This window comes from Streptomyces sp. NBC_01549, from assembly GCF_026339955.1.
Classification (GTDB): domain Bacteria; phylum Actinomycetota; class Actinomycetes; order Streptomycetales; family Streptomycetaceae; genus Streptomyces.
The window spans coordinates 225,816-239,489 of the sequence record NZ_JAPEPW010000001.1 but is presented as its reverse complement, the minus strand read 5'-3'; the positions used below and the strand labels follow the sequence as shown (position 1 = coordinate 239,489).

12 protein-coding genes and 3 pseudogenes are annotated in these 13,674 nt (G+C 68.0%); 10 read left to right on the top strand and 5 right to left on the bottom strand.

Annotated features, from left to right (window positions below):
* Positions 1 to 100 precede the first annotated feature (100 nt).
* Both OG819_RS01000 and OG819_RS00995 read left to right on the top strand, forming a co-directional pair.
* Entirely contained in the window at positions 101 to 469 is a 369-nt protein-coding gene (locus tag OG819_RS01000; protein ID WP_266652530.1) for a GNAT family N-acetyltransferase, read from the top strand.
* Between the two features lie 533 nt (positions 470 to 1,002).
* Complete coding sequence (locus OG819_RS00995; protein ID WP_266652524.1) at positions 1,003 to 1,275, top strand: hypothetical protein; 273 nt, start codon at positions 1,003 to 1,005, stop codon at positions 1,273 to 1,275.
* A gap of 2 nt (positions 1,276 to 1,277) precedes the next feature.
* Here OG819_RS00995 and OG819_RS00990 read toward each other — a convergent pair.
* Positions 1,278 to 1,677: pseudogene (locus OG819_RS00990) on the bottom strand (ferritin-like domain-containing protein); the annotation flags it as partial.
* A 208-nt stretch (positions 1,678 to 1,885) separates the two neighbouring features.
* Positions 1,886 to 3,292 carry an IS4 family transposase gene (locus OG819_RS00985; RefSeq protein WP_266647503.1) on the bottom strand — a complete coding sequence of 469 codons (1,407 nt, stop codon included), beginning with the start codon at positions 3,290 to 3,292 and terminating at the stop codon, positions 1,886 to 1,888.
* 597 nt (positions 3,293 to 3,889) lie between these two features.
* Between OG819_RS00985 and OG819_RS00980 the strand changes: the two genes are divergently transcribed.
* A complete protein-coding gene (locus tag OG819_RS00980; protein WP_266647502.1) occupies positions 3,890 to 4,639 on the top strand; it encodes a hypothetical protein in 750 nt (249 codons plus the stop codon).
* 95 nt (positions 4,640 to 4,734) lie between these two features.
* On the opposite strand, the gene OG819_RS00975 is transcribed toward OG819_RS00980, so the two are convergent.
* The gene (locus OG819_RS00975; RefSeq protein WP_266647500.1) at positions 4,735 to 5,346 is read right to left on the bottom strand and encodes a hypothetical protein; all 612 of its coding nucleotides are present in this window, start codon (positions 5,344 to 5,346) and stop codon (positions 4,735 to 4,737) included.
* Positions 5,347 to 6,027: 681 nt separating this feature from the next.
* On the opposite strand from OG819_RS00975, the gene OG819_RS00970 reads away from it, so the two are divergent.
* From OG819_RS00970 to OG819_RS00950, 5 genes and pseudogenes are all read left to right on the top strand, one after another.
* Positions 6,028 to 7,233 carry an acyltransferase gene (locus tag OG819_RS00970; protein WP_266647498.1) on the top strand — a complete coding sequence of 402 codons (1,206 nt, stop codon included), beginning with the start codon at positions 6,028 to 6,030 and terminating at the stop codon, positions 7,231 to 7,233.
* Positions 7,234 to 7,379: 146 nt separating this feature from the next.
* Positions 7,380 to 8,219, top strand: a pseudogene (locus tag OG819_RS00965) (permease); the annotation flags it as partial.
* Between the two features lie 84 nt (positions 8,220 to 8,303).
* Entirely contained in the window at positions 8,304 to 8,702 is a 399-nt protein-coding gene (locus tag OG819_RS00960) for a DUF6153 family protein (RefSeq protein WP_266652522.1), read from the top strand.
* Between the two features lie 85 nt (positions 8,703 to 8,787).
* A complete protein-coding gene (locus OG819_RS00955) occupies positions 8,788 to 9,441 on the top strand; it encodes a DUF305 domain-containing protein (RefSeq protein ID WP_266647497.1) in 654 nt (217 codons plus the stop codon).
* Between the two features lie 58 nt (positions 9,442 to 9,499).
* The gene (locus OG819_RS00950; RefSeq protein WP_266647495.1) at positions 9,500 to 10,174 is read left to right on the top strand and encodes a class I SAM-dependent methyltransferase; all 675 of its coding nucleotides are present in this window, start codon (positions 9,500 to 9,502) and stop codon (positions 10,172 to 10,174) included.
* Positions 10,175 to 10,199: 25 nt separating this feature from the next.
* On the opposite strand, the gene OG819_RS00945 is transcribed toward OG819_RS00950, so the two are convergent.
* A complete protein-coding gene (locus OG819_RS00945) occupies positions 10,200 to 11,627 on the bottom strand; it encodes a DHA2 family efflux MFS transporter permease subunit (RefSeq protein WP_266647493.1) in 1,428 nt (475 codons plus the stop codon).
* A gap of 275 nt (positions 11,628 to 11,902) precedes the next feature.
* Here OG819_RS00945 and OG819_RS00940 point away from each other — a divergent pair, with 275 nt between their 5' ends.
* Positions 11,903 to 12,565, top strand: coding sequence for a TetR/AcrR family transcriptional regulator (locus OG819_RS00940; RefSeq protein WP_266647492.1), 663 nt, complete (start codon positions 11,903 to 11,905; stop codon positions 12,563 to 12,565).
* Between the two features lie 213 nt (positions 12,566 to 12,778).
* Here the strand turns inward: OG819_RS00940 and OG819_RS00935 are convergent, their stop codons facing one another.
* Entirely contained in the window at positions 12,779 to 13,102 is a 324-nt protein-coding gene (locus OG819_RS00935) for a class I SAM-dependent methyltransferase (RefSeq protein WP_266652520.1), read from the bottom strand.
* Here OG819_RS00935 and OG819_RS00930 point away from each other — a divergent pair.
* A pseudogene (locus tag OG819_RS00930) lies at positions 13,094 to 13,647 on the top strand (HAD-IC family P-type ATPase); the annotation flags it as partial. The gene OG819_RS00935 and the pseudogene OG819_RS00930 sit on opposite strands and share 9 nt — an antisense overlap.
* Between the last annotated feature and the right edge of the window lie 27 nt (positions 13,648 to 13,674).

The following is a 13,674-nucleotide window of genomic DNA, read 5'->3' as shown; positions in this document are numbered from 1 at the left end:
CCAGGCACTATCCCCCCGCCTAGTGACACGCCATCTCGGCGTGCTCACAGGCGTTTCCGCAGGTCAACCCACGTTTTCGTTCCCTAGTCGACACCGCTAACTGTGGAACTCAGGCAAGGAGGCGGCAAAGAAACCGGAGGCCAATCCCTGGTATCGCGCCGTGTACCGTGACGACGAGCCGGTCGGGTTCGTGATGCTGTCGTGGAAGCCGCCGGCCGGTCCTTTCGAAGGGCGGCACTTCATCTGGCGCCTCCTCGTCGACAAGCGGTACCAGCGGCGAGGGATCGGCCGAGAGGCGCTCACGCAGATCGCCGCCCTGGTCCGCGCGGACGGCGCCACCGAGCTGCTGACCAGCTACGAGCCCGGCGACGGCGAACCGTGGCCTTTCTACCAGGAGTTCGGGTTCGAGCCCACCGGGGAGATGGACGACGGCGAGATCGTTCTGCGGCTCACCTTCCCCGCTCGCTGAGCTCATACGGCTCTGCTGGCTCTTTGGCGTGCTCCCGCACCGCCGCGGGATCCCAGCCGCTGACCTCAATCCGGGCGGCGAAGACATGGGACCCCTCGGCCGTCCGCTCGGTTGACTCAGGCGTTGGGACGCTTGCCGTGATTGGCCTTCTTCTTCTTACGGCCGCGTCGCTTGTTTCCTCGCTTAGCCATGGTGCATATCTCCCAAATTGTGGACTTTCTACGCTTCGCCAGTCTAGATTCGACCCGGGGTGTCCGCATCCTGCGCTCTGCTGCGGAATGCCTGCGGGTGAACCACCGGGTGAGATGGGCCTGGTCGGCGAAGCCGGCCTCGGCGGCTGCCATCGATGGTGCCGTGCCTTCGGACAGAGTGCGCGCGGCGGCGGGTTGTTCTAGCGTCGAAGAGAGGAGGGGCAGTCCTGCCGAGCCGACGGGTCCGGGGGCCCGAGGCCACGGTCGTACACTGGGCGCGTCCGCTGCTCGGCGCTTTGAATCCGCGAATCCCCGACCAGCCCCGGAGAGCAGGTGCCTCCCATGCACACGGCGGCTCGTATCGCCGGTGTCCTCACCGGTTTGACCCTCACACTCGGCGGCGTGGCCATCGCCGCCCCCGCCGCCCACGCGGACATCCCGGCCTGCACGAACATGGTCAAACAAGCGGGCGTCGAAGTCTCGGACGCCATCAGAATGGCGTGCAACCAAGGTGTGCACGGTGACCTGCGGGGCTGTGTGAGCGCCCTGACCCAGGCCGGCACGCCGGGGGGCGCCGCGAACGGTGCCTGCCGAATGGCGGCCAACCCCCCGTGACGATAGCGCAGCGCCACCACTTCCGCGATCATCAGCACCAACAGTTCCATGCGTAGACCCATGAGACGCCGCAGCCGTACGAAGACCACGTCGCTCCAGTGCCCGGTCAACGTCGGTATGCCCCCCCGCGGCCAGCAGCCGAGCAAGTAGACGGGCGTGGTTCTGTTCCTCGGCGATGAAGAGCCGGACCGCCTGCGCGTAGTCGGTGTCGCCGGCCTGGTCCGCTTTGCCGACGAGGTTGGCGCCGTCACCGTCCTCGCCGATCTGGAAGCGCTGGATGCTGGCCCACACCGCCGGATGCAGCGTCGCGCTTTGTCCCCAGTCCGGATCACCCTGGGCGCGCCTGCGCTCGCGCTCGTCCTCGAACCGCCTTGTCCACTTGGCGAAGCCGCCCCTATGCACCCGGTCTCCCCCCTCCGGGACACAGCCACCGCGCCCCGGAGAGGGACGACGCAGGCGGACACCAAACCGTTCCACTGCTGCCAGGCACCCACAGTTCACGAATTCACATGCACGCACCGTGCGAGAGACCCGCCGGTCCCCTCGTGAACAGTCACTTCCCCAGTGCAGGTTGACATCAGCAGCTGACATCAACGTCAACACCGTTGCGTTAGCGCCGTGAGCGGCTGTTGAGGCCGTGGGCGAAGAATGCGACGGTGGTGTGGACGGTGTAGTTCTGGGCCTTCTGGGGGTGCTGTCCGGCGTTCGGGCCGTATTTGCTGGTGGGGTTCTTGCGGGTGCGGGCCTTCACTCGTTGCCGTCGGTGGGCGGGTAGGAGGTCGCTCAGGGCGGTGTGGCCGATCGTGACGACCAGGTCGATGAGGGTGCCGGGGAAGATTCCATGGCCGGCGGTGACGGTGTCGGTTGCGGCGGCCAGTAGGACGGTGAAACTGATCCGTTCCATGGGTATTTCCGGCCGTCCGGTCAGGGCGTCGTCGGCGGCGCGGATCAGAGCCTGGTAGGCGGTGAGCAGGGCGTAGACCTCCTGGTCGAGGCCATCGATGCTGCGGGAGCGCAGGATGCGGCCGTCGAGCATCGTGGCTTTGATCGAAAAATACGTGGTTTCCGCCTGCCACCTGCGGTGATAGAGATCAACGAGCTCGGCGGCCGGGAAACGGACGGGGTCCAGCAGATTGGTGATCAGCCGCCACTGCTCGGTGCGGACGGTGCCATCGGCCAGGGTGACGGTGAGGGTCGCCTCGATCACGCGCACCGGCAGCAGTACCCGCAGGACGCCGTAGCCGATGCGCGCGATGTAGGAGCCGTCGCCCAGGTGCTCGGCGGGGGTGGGGACGCGGCGGGCCCCGGAGCGCACCAGGAACCGCGCCCCGCTCTGATGGACGGCCTCAAGGAACTCGTTGCCGTCGAAGGCCGCGTCGGCCAGCAGGAGCATCGTCTTGTCCAGGGCGGTCAGAAGCCGCTTGGCATAGGGGAGTTCACCCTCGGACTCCGGTCCGAAGGCGGCGGCTATGAGCGCGCGGGTGCCGCACTCGACCAGGGCCAGCAGCCGCAGGAGCGGATAGCCGAACTCCAGACTCTCCCCGGCCCGCTTGGGGTAGCGCCAGGTGAGCGTCTCGTCGTCGGGGGTGTGCAGCAGGGTCCCGTCGACGGCCACCGTGCGCAGGCCCCGGTAGAAGGACCCGGCCTGCCCGGGGCGGGCGACGGGCCCGGCAAGCGTCTCGAACAGACGCCGCAGAGGCGCGGCCCCCACCCTGCGCCGTGCCCGCGTCAGCGAGGAAACCGCAGGACGCACCAGGGCAAGCGGGGTCAGGGCGGCGGTCAGCTTGGACCACACCGTGCGGTACGAGCGGTGCTCGAACAGCGCGAGAGCGAGGACGAAGTACACCACCACCCGCGAAGGCAGCAGCCGCAGGCGCTTCTCGCGCTGGCCGGTCTCCTCCAGCACCGCGTCCACCAGCGCGAAGTCCACGATCTGGGTCAACTCCCCCAGATGCCCCGGCGCGAACACACCCCGGGCTGTCTCGATCGTGGACGTGATGACAGAATTCTCCTGCAACGGGACCCCTGACCTTGATCGACTTTCTCGCCGATCGTTGATCTACCAGGTGGTCCCGTTGCGCTGTTCAGCAGGGCTTGACGTACAGCTCAGGGGCCAAACGCAACGGTGTTGACATCAACGTGGTCGGACAATCATGGATCTGGGTAGTCAGAGGTGGATCAGCAACCGCCCCGGAGCACGACTACGAGCAGCCCACGCGCTCCGTTGACCGAACTCCTGAAGCGGTGGCCAGCACGCCGTGGACTATCTGTGGACGGGCCCGGCCGCCCACCACCGTGCGAGGCTGTGACCAGTGACTTTGTCCGGGACCGAAGGGCCCTCCGGAGCCGTGTGCGCAGGTTCGAATCCTGCCGGGGCACCCTGTATGAGGTGCCCAAAGACCACGTCAGCAGCGGAAACGCTGAGACCGGGGTCTTCGCGTATGTGCGGGTGGATGCCGCCCGAAGCGGCCGTATGTCAGGGTCTGTGGACGAGGCGTGGACGGGATCTTGGCCCATCGCAGTAGGTCACTGACGGATTCCAGAGACGGCCGGCTCACGCGACCTCACCGCCCGCCGCGGCATGGTGCCGCGCTCGGCTGCTTAGATCATCGGCATGACGGACTGGTCTCGGCTCCACCACGCCTACGGCACGGCAGAAGACGTCCCCGGCCTGCTTGACGCAGTGGGTCCGGACGCGCAGGACTCCGGCTGGGACAAACTCTGGTCCCGGCTGTGCCATCAGGGCACCGTCTACTCGGCGAGTTATGCGGCCTTGCCCCCTCTGACCGAGATGGCGCGTCAGTGGTCAGCGGCGGACCGGCGGATGCCCCTGTACCTGGCCGGCTCCATTGTGGCCAGCACAGATCAGCCGTACGGCGATGAGGATCCCCAAGTGACCTACGCCTCCCAGATGTCCGACCTGGTGCAACTCACCGAGGAAGCCCTCCAGGACCCGGGACTCGCCGACGACCCCACGAATTACGTCGACTTGCTCGGCACGCTGCTGAGTTTCGAGGGCGTCGAGATCTGGGGCGAGCAGCTCGACGGGCTGAACGACGAGGAATACGAGGTGCCCTGCCCCTCGTGCAGTGCGGAGAACTTCATAGTCTTCGGCAAGTACGGCTTCTTCTCGACCACGGACAGCATGTACATGGAGCCTTCCACGACGGCGAGGCAGGTGCCGCTGCGACCTCAGGCCCCCGCAGCTTTGGACGGGCTGGCCGAAAGGCTCTACTCCCGCGCACTCGCAGACGATCATCCGAACATCGCGCACAAATTGACCTACGTCTTCGGTAACGCGCAGTGCGCCGAGTGTGATGCGGTCTTCGGCGTCGAGGAAGCCATCGTCGCCCGATGGGACTGATGAGACTCTGGCCACCAACCGTCACAAGCCGAACCGATCGGGGTCGTTCCGGGAACAACGAAGCCCCTGGAATTCGCCCCGGCCGCGTGGCTTACTCACGGAGAGCCGTTGGTAAGGAGCAAGTAGCAGACGCGGTCACGGTGGATGAATGTCGCGGTATCGGAGTCGCTGCCGTCGAAGTACGCCGGACGCGGAGGCTCTTCGCCGCTGTAGTAGCCGGTCGAGCGCAAGAAGTCGGGCTTGACTGAAGCGAACAACCATGCGGAACCGTCCTGGCCGAGCAGCTCGTGAACAAAATCGCGCACGAGCTGTTCGGCATCCGCCGACGAGCAGTGGTGCCCGTAGGGGCTGAAAGCCTCGCAGAGCATCCAGCGCAGCCGAGCGACGAAGCCCGCATAGCGGAGTGGGCTGGTCGTCGCGAGGAATCCCTCGCGGATGAGGGGGCGCTCGTTGGGGAGTCCACCGAAGTCTTCGTCTTCGGACAGGTTGTACCAGTCGCGATGTTGGTCGGCGGCGAGCATCATCTCCTCGAACAGCCCGCTGCGCAGGTAGGTGTGGAGGACATGCCGCTGGTTCTTCGCCGTGACTGACACGTCGGTAGCAACCTTGAGCAGCAGGGTGTTGCTGTTCATCGCCGAGTCCACGGCCGACAGGAACGCGTCGACGGCAGGACGGTCGAGATCGCCCGAGAGACCGGTGAATCTCACTGCATTCCCCTTGCCAGTTCCCCGATGACCACACCGGCCCTCCAGGCCGCGTGATCGAACCTGTCACCAAAACCTGCAGCAGACCCGTCCGTCAAATCGCCGACTACGAACGCCGGCTACGGCGCGAAGCTCACGCCCGGAACACGGCGGCGAGGCGAGCTGCACAGCAGCGCGGTACCGCAGCCCCACCGACTACCCCTGTCCGCCGCTCCGAAGCAACCGGAATGGCCGTTACTGACCGAACGAGTTAACGCTACGGATAAGGCACTCTCATGCCACAAGCGCTGGCAGGACACAGCAGCCATGAGTGTCCAACTGCGTGACAACGCAGACGAACCCCGGCGAACAAGCACGGACGCCTGCGGCCCATCAACACAGGTGAGAGGCGCTCCGGCCCAAGGCAGCGCCCCCGCCCAAGTTGCTTCGGGACGAAGAGGTCGTGGGTCCAAATCCCGCCCCCCCCGACTCGGAAAGCAGTAGGGCGGGGCCGGTTTCCCTCCAAGGGAGACCGGCCCTGATCGCGTTCCTGGGGCTCTGGGTGTCGCCTGGGCTCCACCCGGTCAGGGAAAGACACGACACCCCATCGCTGTCTGCCGAGCCTGTTGCTTACTTAGCCTTACATCAGTGGTCATATAATGCGCCGGTTACTGGCGGACCCCCGAAGGGCTACGGCGAAACCCCATGTCTTTGCCAGGCATACGGGCGGTGGTGACACCTCTCCCCAAACGCCTCGACTCCCTCACGAGCCTGCGTTTCTTCGCGGCCTTCGCGGTCTTCACCACCCACTTCACCGGGAGCGGCGGCAAGACCGGACTGGGACGGGCGCCGTTGATCTTCCCCTACGCGCAGTTCGGCGGAAACGGCGTCAGCCTCTTCTTCGTTCTTTCCGGCTTCCTGATGACCTGGGTCTTCAAACCGAACGAGCACCCAGGCGCCTTCTACTGGCGCCGCGTAGGCCGGATATGGCCCGCCCACCTGGTCGCCCTGCTGCTGGGCACCTACGCCTACTACACGGCGGCGCACCTCGCGATCAGCTGGCCCAGCCTGATCTCCTCCGCCTTCTTGGTGCAGACCTGGTCCCCGAACGTCACCCCGGCCCTCCCCGGGAACGAGGTCACCTGGACGCTCAGCGTCGAACTGCTCTTCTACGCCCTCTTCCCGCTGCTGGGCCGGATCGCGGTCAGGCTGCGCACCCGCTGGCTCGGGTCGGTCACGGCAGGCGGACTGGTGGGCATGTGGGCCGTCGACTGGTTCGCCACCACCCACTACTCGCCCGCCCACGCGGCCTGGGTGATGCGCCACCCTGTGGTCTACCTGCCGGAGTTCCTGCTCGGCATGACACTCGCGCTCGCGGTCAAACGCGGCTGGCGGCTGCCGCTGCACCCCTCGCTGCCGGTGGTGCTGCTGGCGGCCTACGTCTACTGCTACTACCAGGACCAGGCCCTGTTGCCGGCGGGAGCCGCCGCGCAGCTCGACTATCTGGTGCGGCCGGTGGTCGCGGTCCTGGCCGCACTGATCATCCTCGCCTTCGTCCAGCGCGAGGTCCGCGGACTGCGCGGCGTACTCAACGCCAAACCGATGGTCCAGCTCGGCCTGTGGTCGTACTGCTTCTACCTCCTGCACCACTCGATCAGCCGGCTGGCCATCTACCAGTGGGGCCGCATGCCCGACAACAACGGCACGCTGTTCGCACTGATCGGCATGGGCGTGGTCGTCATCGTGCTGTCCTGGGCGTTGTACTCCGCGGTGGAGGAGCCCGCGGAGAAGTGGTGGCGGCGACACACGCCGCGGCGGTGGCTGCGTCAGGGCCCGCCCGGCGGGCGAACAGTGGCAGTTCCGCCGCCTCACCGGCCAGAGACCGAACCGCGCGAGCCGGTCGCCAACTGACGAGACGCGGGTGAGCACGAAGGGCCCTAAGAACTCCTAGTTAAATGAGCGCATTTTCCTTGGAATGCCAGGCCACCAGTGAGGTATTGCCCCTGCATTCGATGGGCGCTGGCTGGCCCGGCTCGCCTCAGGAAGGGTGCAGGTCTGTGGATGCGATCGGGCACGCTCTGTCCATTGCCGGATCGATGACCTGGGAGGTCACCTGGGCGCTGATCCTCGGCTTCGCCCTGTCCGCCGTTGTACAGGCGGCCGCGCACGCTCGCCCTGTCCGCCGGGCTCGGAGCCGCCTCGTCCTCCTGCTCGTACGCGGCCGTGGCTCTCTCGCGCTCCCTCTTCCGCAAGGGCGCCGACTTCACCGCGGCCATGGCCTTCGAGATCGCCTCCACCAACATGGTCGTCGAACTCGGCATCATCATGGCCCTGTTGATGGGCTGGCAGTTCACCGCCGCCGAGTTCGTCGGCGGACCGATCGTGATCGTCGTACTTGCCGTACTGTTCCGCCTCTTCCTGCGCGAGCGGCTGCTGCAGAAGGCCCGCGAACAGGCCGCGCGCGGACTGGCCGGCTCCATGGCCGGCCGCGCGGCGATGGACATGTCGGTCCAGGGCGAGGGCAGCTTCGGCCACCGGCTGATCTCGCGGAACGGCTTCACGTCCGTGTCGCACATCTTCGTCATGGAGTGGGCCGCGGTCCTTCGCGACCTGGTGGCCGGTCTGCTGATCGCAGGCGCGATCGCCGCCCGGGTTCCGGACGACTTCTGGCACACCTTCTTCCTGGCGGACCACTCGCTCGCCGCCAAGAGTTCGCCTTCGGCGGCCCGGGCCTGATCCCCGATCAGGCAGATGCCAAGATCCCCGAGGAAGGGATCACCTGGAACTACACGACTTGGCGCAACATCGCGTTCCTGGTGCTGGCCGCGAGTCTGCTCGTACGGTTCTGGCGCACCGGCGGCCCAGCGATGCCGCGGACGATGGGCGGCTCACCCGATCACGCTGAACACGAGCGCGGCGGCGACCGTATGTACAACGGACACCGCACTGAACCGACGTCACGACTATCTGGGATGAGCCCGATGACGAGCCCGCAGCAGCACCCTCCGCGACCGCCTGTCGGGCGGTGGCGGACGCTGCTCGTGCTCGGACTGTTGGCAGGGCTGCTCGGCATGCACGCCCTGGCTCCCGGCGGTGGCCTCCACAAACACGAACGCGCCGAGCGGCAGCACACGACGGCGGCGGTCAGCGCCCCTCATGACTGCTCCGGAGACGGCCACTGCGGTGGAGGCCACCTCCAGCACGCCGACTCGACCTGCCTGTCAGGTGCAGTGACCGACGGGCCGGCATTGCCTGCCCTCGTTCCCGACCGGGTAGCCGTACCGGTACGTGCCGACACCGTGTGCTCGTACGCGGCTCCGGGCCCGGACGGCGCCCGCGCCCCACCGTCTCTGGCGGAACTCCAACTCCTGCGGATCTAGACACCGCGCGCGACCGCGCCCACTGCTCGGCGACGCGGTGCGCCTCGGCACATCCAGATCCCTTTCCCACAGCAGGAGTTCCCGTATGCGCAACACCCGTACCCTCACCCGCCGCGCCGCTCTCACGGCTACGGCTGTCACCGCCGCTCTCCTCCTCGCCGCCTGCGGCAACGACAGCGGCAGCGCGAGCAGCGGACACCAGGGCCACAGTTCCGCGTCCTCGTCCGCGGGCGCCAACGCCACCACCGCAGCGCACAACGCCCAGGACGTCTCCTTCACGCAGGGCATGATCCCGCACCACCAGCAGGCCCTGGAAATGGCGAAGCTCGCCGCCGACCGAGCCTCCTCCGCCGAGGTGAAGGACCTCGCCGCGCGCATCGAGAAGGCCCAGGACCCCGAGATCCAGACCATGAGCGGCTGGCTCAAGTCCTGGGGCAAGGACGTAACGAGGTCCGACAGCTCGATGGAGTCGATGCCCGGCATGGACCACTCAGCGCACTCCGACATGCCCGGAATGATGGACAGCAAGGACATGGCCAAACTGGAGAAGGCGTCCGGCGCGGACTTCGACACCATGTTCCTGACCATGATGATCGAGCACCACAAGGGCGCCATAGAGATGGCCGCCACCGAGAAGGACAAGGGCAAATACGGTCCCGCCACGTCCATGTCCGACGGCATCATCACCGCGCAGACCGCCGAGATCACCGAGATGAACAAGCTCCTCGGCAAGAACTGACACTCCCCGGGGAGGGTGCGGGCACCCGCACCCTCCCCACTGCACCGACGAGGCGAACATGGGCAATCAGAAGAACCCGGACGACAAGCCCGTGGCCGATGCCCAGCGCGCCCACTGGCAGGCGACCTACACCCAGCACCCGCAGATGTACGGCATGGAGCCATCCGAACCCGCACGTCATGCCGCCGAGGTCTTCCGTGCCGCCGGGGCGGGCACGGTGCTCGAACTCGGCGCGGGGCACGGCCGGGACGCCCTGTTCTTCGCCCGCAAGGGTTTCACCGTGCACGCCACCGACTTCAGTGCCACCGCCCTGGAGCAACTCACCGCAGTCGCCAGGGAATCCGGTCTCGCCGACCGGATCACGACCACCGTCCACGACGTACGCGACCCGCTGCCGCTGCCCGACGCCTCCGTGGACGCCGTGTTCGCCCACATGCTGTTGTGCATGGCCCTGTCCACGAAGGAGATCCGGGCCGCCATGGACGAGATCGCCCGGGTCCTACGCCCGGGCGGCCTCCTCGTCTACACCGTCCGCCACACCGGCGACGCCCATTACGGCCAAGGCGTCGACCACGGCGATCGCATCTACGAACACGGCGGCTTCGCCGTCCACTTCTTCGACGAGGCCCTCTTGAAGAGCCTCGCCCAGGGCTGGAAGATGCACCGCGTCGACGCCTTCGAGGAGGGCGAACTTCCGCGTCGGCTGTGGCGGATCACCCAGGCCAAGCGTTAGCCGCGACGCCGGTTCGGCAGTCACCTCAGTGCGCGTGCGGGCCGCCGGTCGTCTGCGGCTTGCTGTGCGGTACGAGGACGAGGGCGATCAGCATACTCGCCGCGGCGGTGATCGCGCTGAGGGTGAAGGCGCTGGTGAAACCGTCGGCCGCCCCGTGTTCGATGCCGGACGCGGCGACGGTGGACAGCACGGCGACGCCGATCGAACCGCCCACTTCGTGGAAGGTGTTGACGACCCCGGAAGCAAGTCCCGCCTCCTCCGGGGCGACCAGGGCGAGCGCGGTGGTGATGGCGGTGACGAAGACGACGCCGATGCCGAACGAGGCGATGACCAGGCCGGGCATCAGCCGCGTGTACACACTGCCGTCCGCGGGGAGCCAGACCAGCGGCATCGTTCCGGCCGCCGTGACCACCAGGCCGGCCACCGCGGTCGTACGGCTGCCGATCCGGCTGACCAGCTGCGATCCCAGGTGGGCGCCGATACCCGTGGCCACGGCGACCGGCAGGAAGACGAGACCGGTGGCGAGCGGGCTGTAGCCGCGCTGCTGCTGGAGGTAGACCGAGCCGAGGAAGAAGAACCCGATGAGCAGCGCGGTGGCCACGAGCATCAGGAACGCTCCGGCCAGCACCGGGCGCCGGGTGAACATGCGCAGGTCCATCAACGGAGCCCGGCTCACGCGCTCGACGGCGGCGAACGCCGCGTACAGGACGAGGGCGCCGACCAGCGGTAGGACGGCCGTCGTGCTGGCCCATCCCGCGTCACCCGCCCGTACCAGGCCGTAGATGAGTGAGGCGGTGCCTACGGTGACGAGCATGGCGCCGGGCAGGTCGAGCCGGGCGGGCTGCGGAAGGCGGCGCGGGAGCAGTGCGGGCAGGGCCGCCAGCGCGACGACGCCGACGGGGACGTTGACGAAGAACACCCACTGCCAGCCGGGCCCGTCGGTCAGGGCGCCGCCGAGCAGGACGCCTGCGGCCGATCCGGTGCCGCCGAGCGCCGCCCACACGCCAAGGGCCTTGTTCCGCTCGGCGCCGTGGAAGCTGGTGGTGACGATCGAGAGGGCCGACGGTGACAGCAAGGCGGCGCCGATGCCCTGCAGGACGCGTCCGCTCATCAGCGTGGGAGCGCCTGTGGCAAGGCCGGTGACGAGCGAGGCGGCCGTGAACAACGCCAGTCCGGCGAGCACGGTGCGGTGGGCGCCCAGTACGTCGGCCAGGCGGCCGCCGAGCAGCATCAGCCCGCCGAAGAACAGGGTGTAGGCGGTGATGACCCAGGTGAGGGCCTCGCGGCCGAGGTGGAGGTCGGCGGCCATGTCGGGCAGGGCGACGTTCACGACCGTGACGTCCAGGATGAGCATGAACTGGGCCACGCAAAGCAGCGCCAGCATCAGCCAGCGGCGGGGCGCGGGCGGCGCGGAGGCGTGCTCCGCATGGAGGGTGGAGCGGGCGTGGCTCATGACGACTCCTCGGTCCGGAGAGGCGGTGGGTGTACGCCGCGTGCCGGCGCGGTCAGGCCGGCAAGCGGGGCGAGCAAACGAGCGCTACGGCGACGCCCAGTGCGGTGTAGGCACGAGGCGGATCCCTCCCCCAGCAGCCTGGAGAACCCATGGCGAGGACACGCGGGCAGGCTCACGCCACGGCAAGCAGCTCTCTGCGGCCACTTGAACTGAACTGTACGGCTCAGTTCATATGAACTCAACCGTTCAGTTCAGGTGTCGGGTAGGCTGCCGTCATGAGCTCCACGAACGCCGCGGTCGCCAAGCAGCCACCCGCCGGGCCGCGCGCCGAGGCCAAGCGACGGGCCATCGTCGCGGCTGCCCGCGAGCTGTTCCTGCGTGAGGGCTTCGAGGCGAGCGTGGACGCGATCGCCACGGCGGCGGGCGTGTCCAAGGTGACCGTCTACAACCACTTCGGCAACAAGGAAGCCCTGTTCATCGGGGTCATCAAGGACTCACTCGACGCTCCGCTCGGGGGCGCGCTGGTCACCGCGATCGACGGCCTGGCTGACGCTGATGACCTGCGAGAAGCCCTCACCGCCGCGGCCCACGCCTGGGTCCGCGGCACGCGTACCAACCCTGACGTTCTCGCCCTGCGCAACGTCGTCAGCCGCGAACTGCACCGCTTCCCCGAACTCGGCGCCGCCTGGCAGCAGGCGGGACCGGAACGTCACCACCCCGCCGTGGCCGACGCGTTGCGACGCCTGGTGGACCAGGGTCGGCTCGACATCCCGGACATCGAGGTGGCCATCCTCCAGCTGTACTCGCTTCTGCTCTACCCGCACCTGGTGTTCAGCGCCTACGGCACGACCATCGACGACGACCTCACCGATCGCCTGATCGCCGGCGGCGTCGACATGTTCCTCGGCCACTACACGCCACGCCTCACCAAGCCGTAGTCGCCTGGCGCAGGCGGCGGCGCCGCCTTCTCACCTCGGCGACCGGCTGACGGGAAGGCCCTCAACTGCCACCGCTACTGGGACGAGCACGGACCGTATCGGGCAGTAGCTCAGAATCCGCAGGAGCGCGCTCCGCCACGGAGACCGTCCTCGTCGAGTGCTGTGCACCACCACCGTCGCGCATTGCCGCGTCGGCGGACGCCGTCGGCGCGGTCACACCCGGCGGCGCAGGACGGCCCAGCTGCCCCAGCCCGCCCGGGCCTCGACGGCGTGCCACTGTCCGGGCAGCGCGGCGGCGACGTCGTCGGCGGGCAAACACAGCGGCCCGTCCTCGCCGAGCTGGTTGATCCACAACAGCACGCCGTCGGGGCCCAGGACTCGAGCGGTCTCTGCGGGGAACAGGAGCATGTCGATCGCCGCGATGACCGCAACCTGGGCGTCGGCCACGGGCAGAGCACTGGCGTCGGCCCGCACTCGCAACGGTGAGCGGCCGACGGCCTGGCGGAGCATCTGTTCCGATAGATCCGCGCTGATCACCCGCTCGAAGGCGCTGTCGAGCAGCGTGGTGAACAGACCGGTGCCCGATCCGAGTTCCAGGCAGGCGAGCTGAACGCCGACGTGCGGGTGGAAGAAGTACGTGCCCAGGGCGTCATAGACGGGCACGCGGTGCTCGTCGGCCGGGAAAAGATCCTCGCCCAGTGGGTCATCGAGCTGCCCCACGAGCTCGCCGTCGTCAAGTCCGCGGCGGAGGCCGAAGGGCGTACGGCAGTCACCGTCGCGTGGAACGGTGAGGAGCGCGGTGTCCTCACCGTCGCCGACGCGATCAAGGAGACCAGTGCCGAAGCCGTGGCCGAACTTCGCCGGCTCGGGCTCAGGCCGGTTCTGCTGACCGGTGACAACCGGCTCGTCGCCGAGTCCGTGGCCAAGACCGCCGGTATCGACGAGGTGATCGCAGAGGTCCTCCCCGAGACAAGGCGAACGTGGTCACGCGGCTGCCGAGGGAAGGCCGTACGGTCGCCATGGTCGGGGACGGCGTCAACGACGCGGCGATCGAGGCGGGCGACCTCACCCTCGTGCGGGGGAGAGCATCCGGGCCCGATCGAAAGCGC

Excerpts from the sequence above, each read along its gene's own strand:
- OG819_RS00995 (WP_266652524.1), top strand. The coding sequence starts at position 1,003 with ATGCACACGGCGGCTCGTATCGCCGGTGTCCTCACCGGTTTGACCCTC.
- OG819_RS00980 (WP_266647502.1), top strand. The coding sequence starts at position 3,890 with ATGACGGACTGGTCTCGGCTCCACCACGCCTACGGCACGGCAGAAGAC.
- OG819_RS00970 (WP_266647498.1), top strand. The coding sequence starts at position 6,028 with ATGTCTTTGCCAGGCATACGGGCGGTGGTGACACCTCTCCCCAAACGC.
- OG819_RS00960 (WP_266652522.1), top strand. The coding sequence starts at position 8,304 with ATGACGAGCCCGCAGCAGCACCCTCCGCGACCGCCTGTCGGGCGGTGG.
- OG819_RS00955 (WP_266647497.1), top strand. The coding sequence starts at position 8,788 with ATGCGCAACACCCGTACCCTCACCCGCCGCGCCGCTCTCACGGCTACG.
- OG819_RS00950 (WP_266647495.1), top strand. The coding sequence starts at position 9,500 with ATGGGCAATCAGAAGAACCCGGACGACAAGCCCGTGGCCGATGCCCAG.
- OG819_RS00945 (WP_266647493.1), bottom strand. The coding sequence starts at position 11,627 with ATGAGCCACGCCCGCTCCACCCTCCATGCGGAGCACGCCTCCGCGCCG.
- OG819_RS00940 (WP_266647492.1), top strand. The coding sequence starts at position 11,903 with ATGAGCTCCACGAACGCCGCGGTCGCCAAGCAGCCACCCGCCGGGCCG.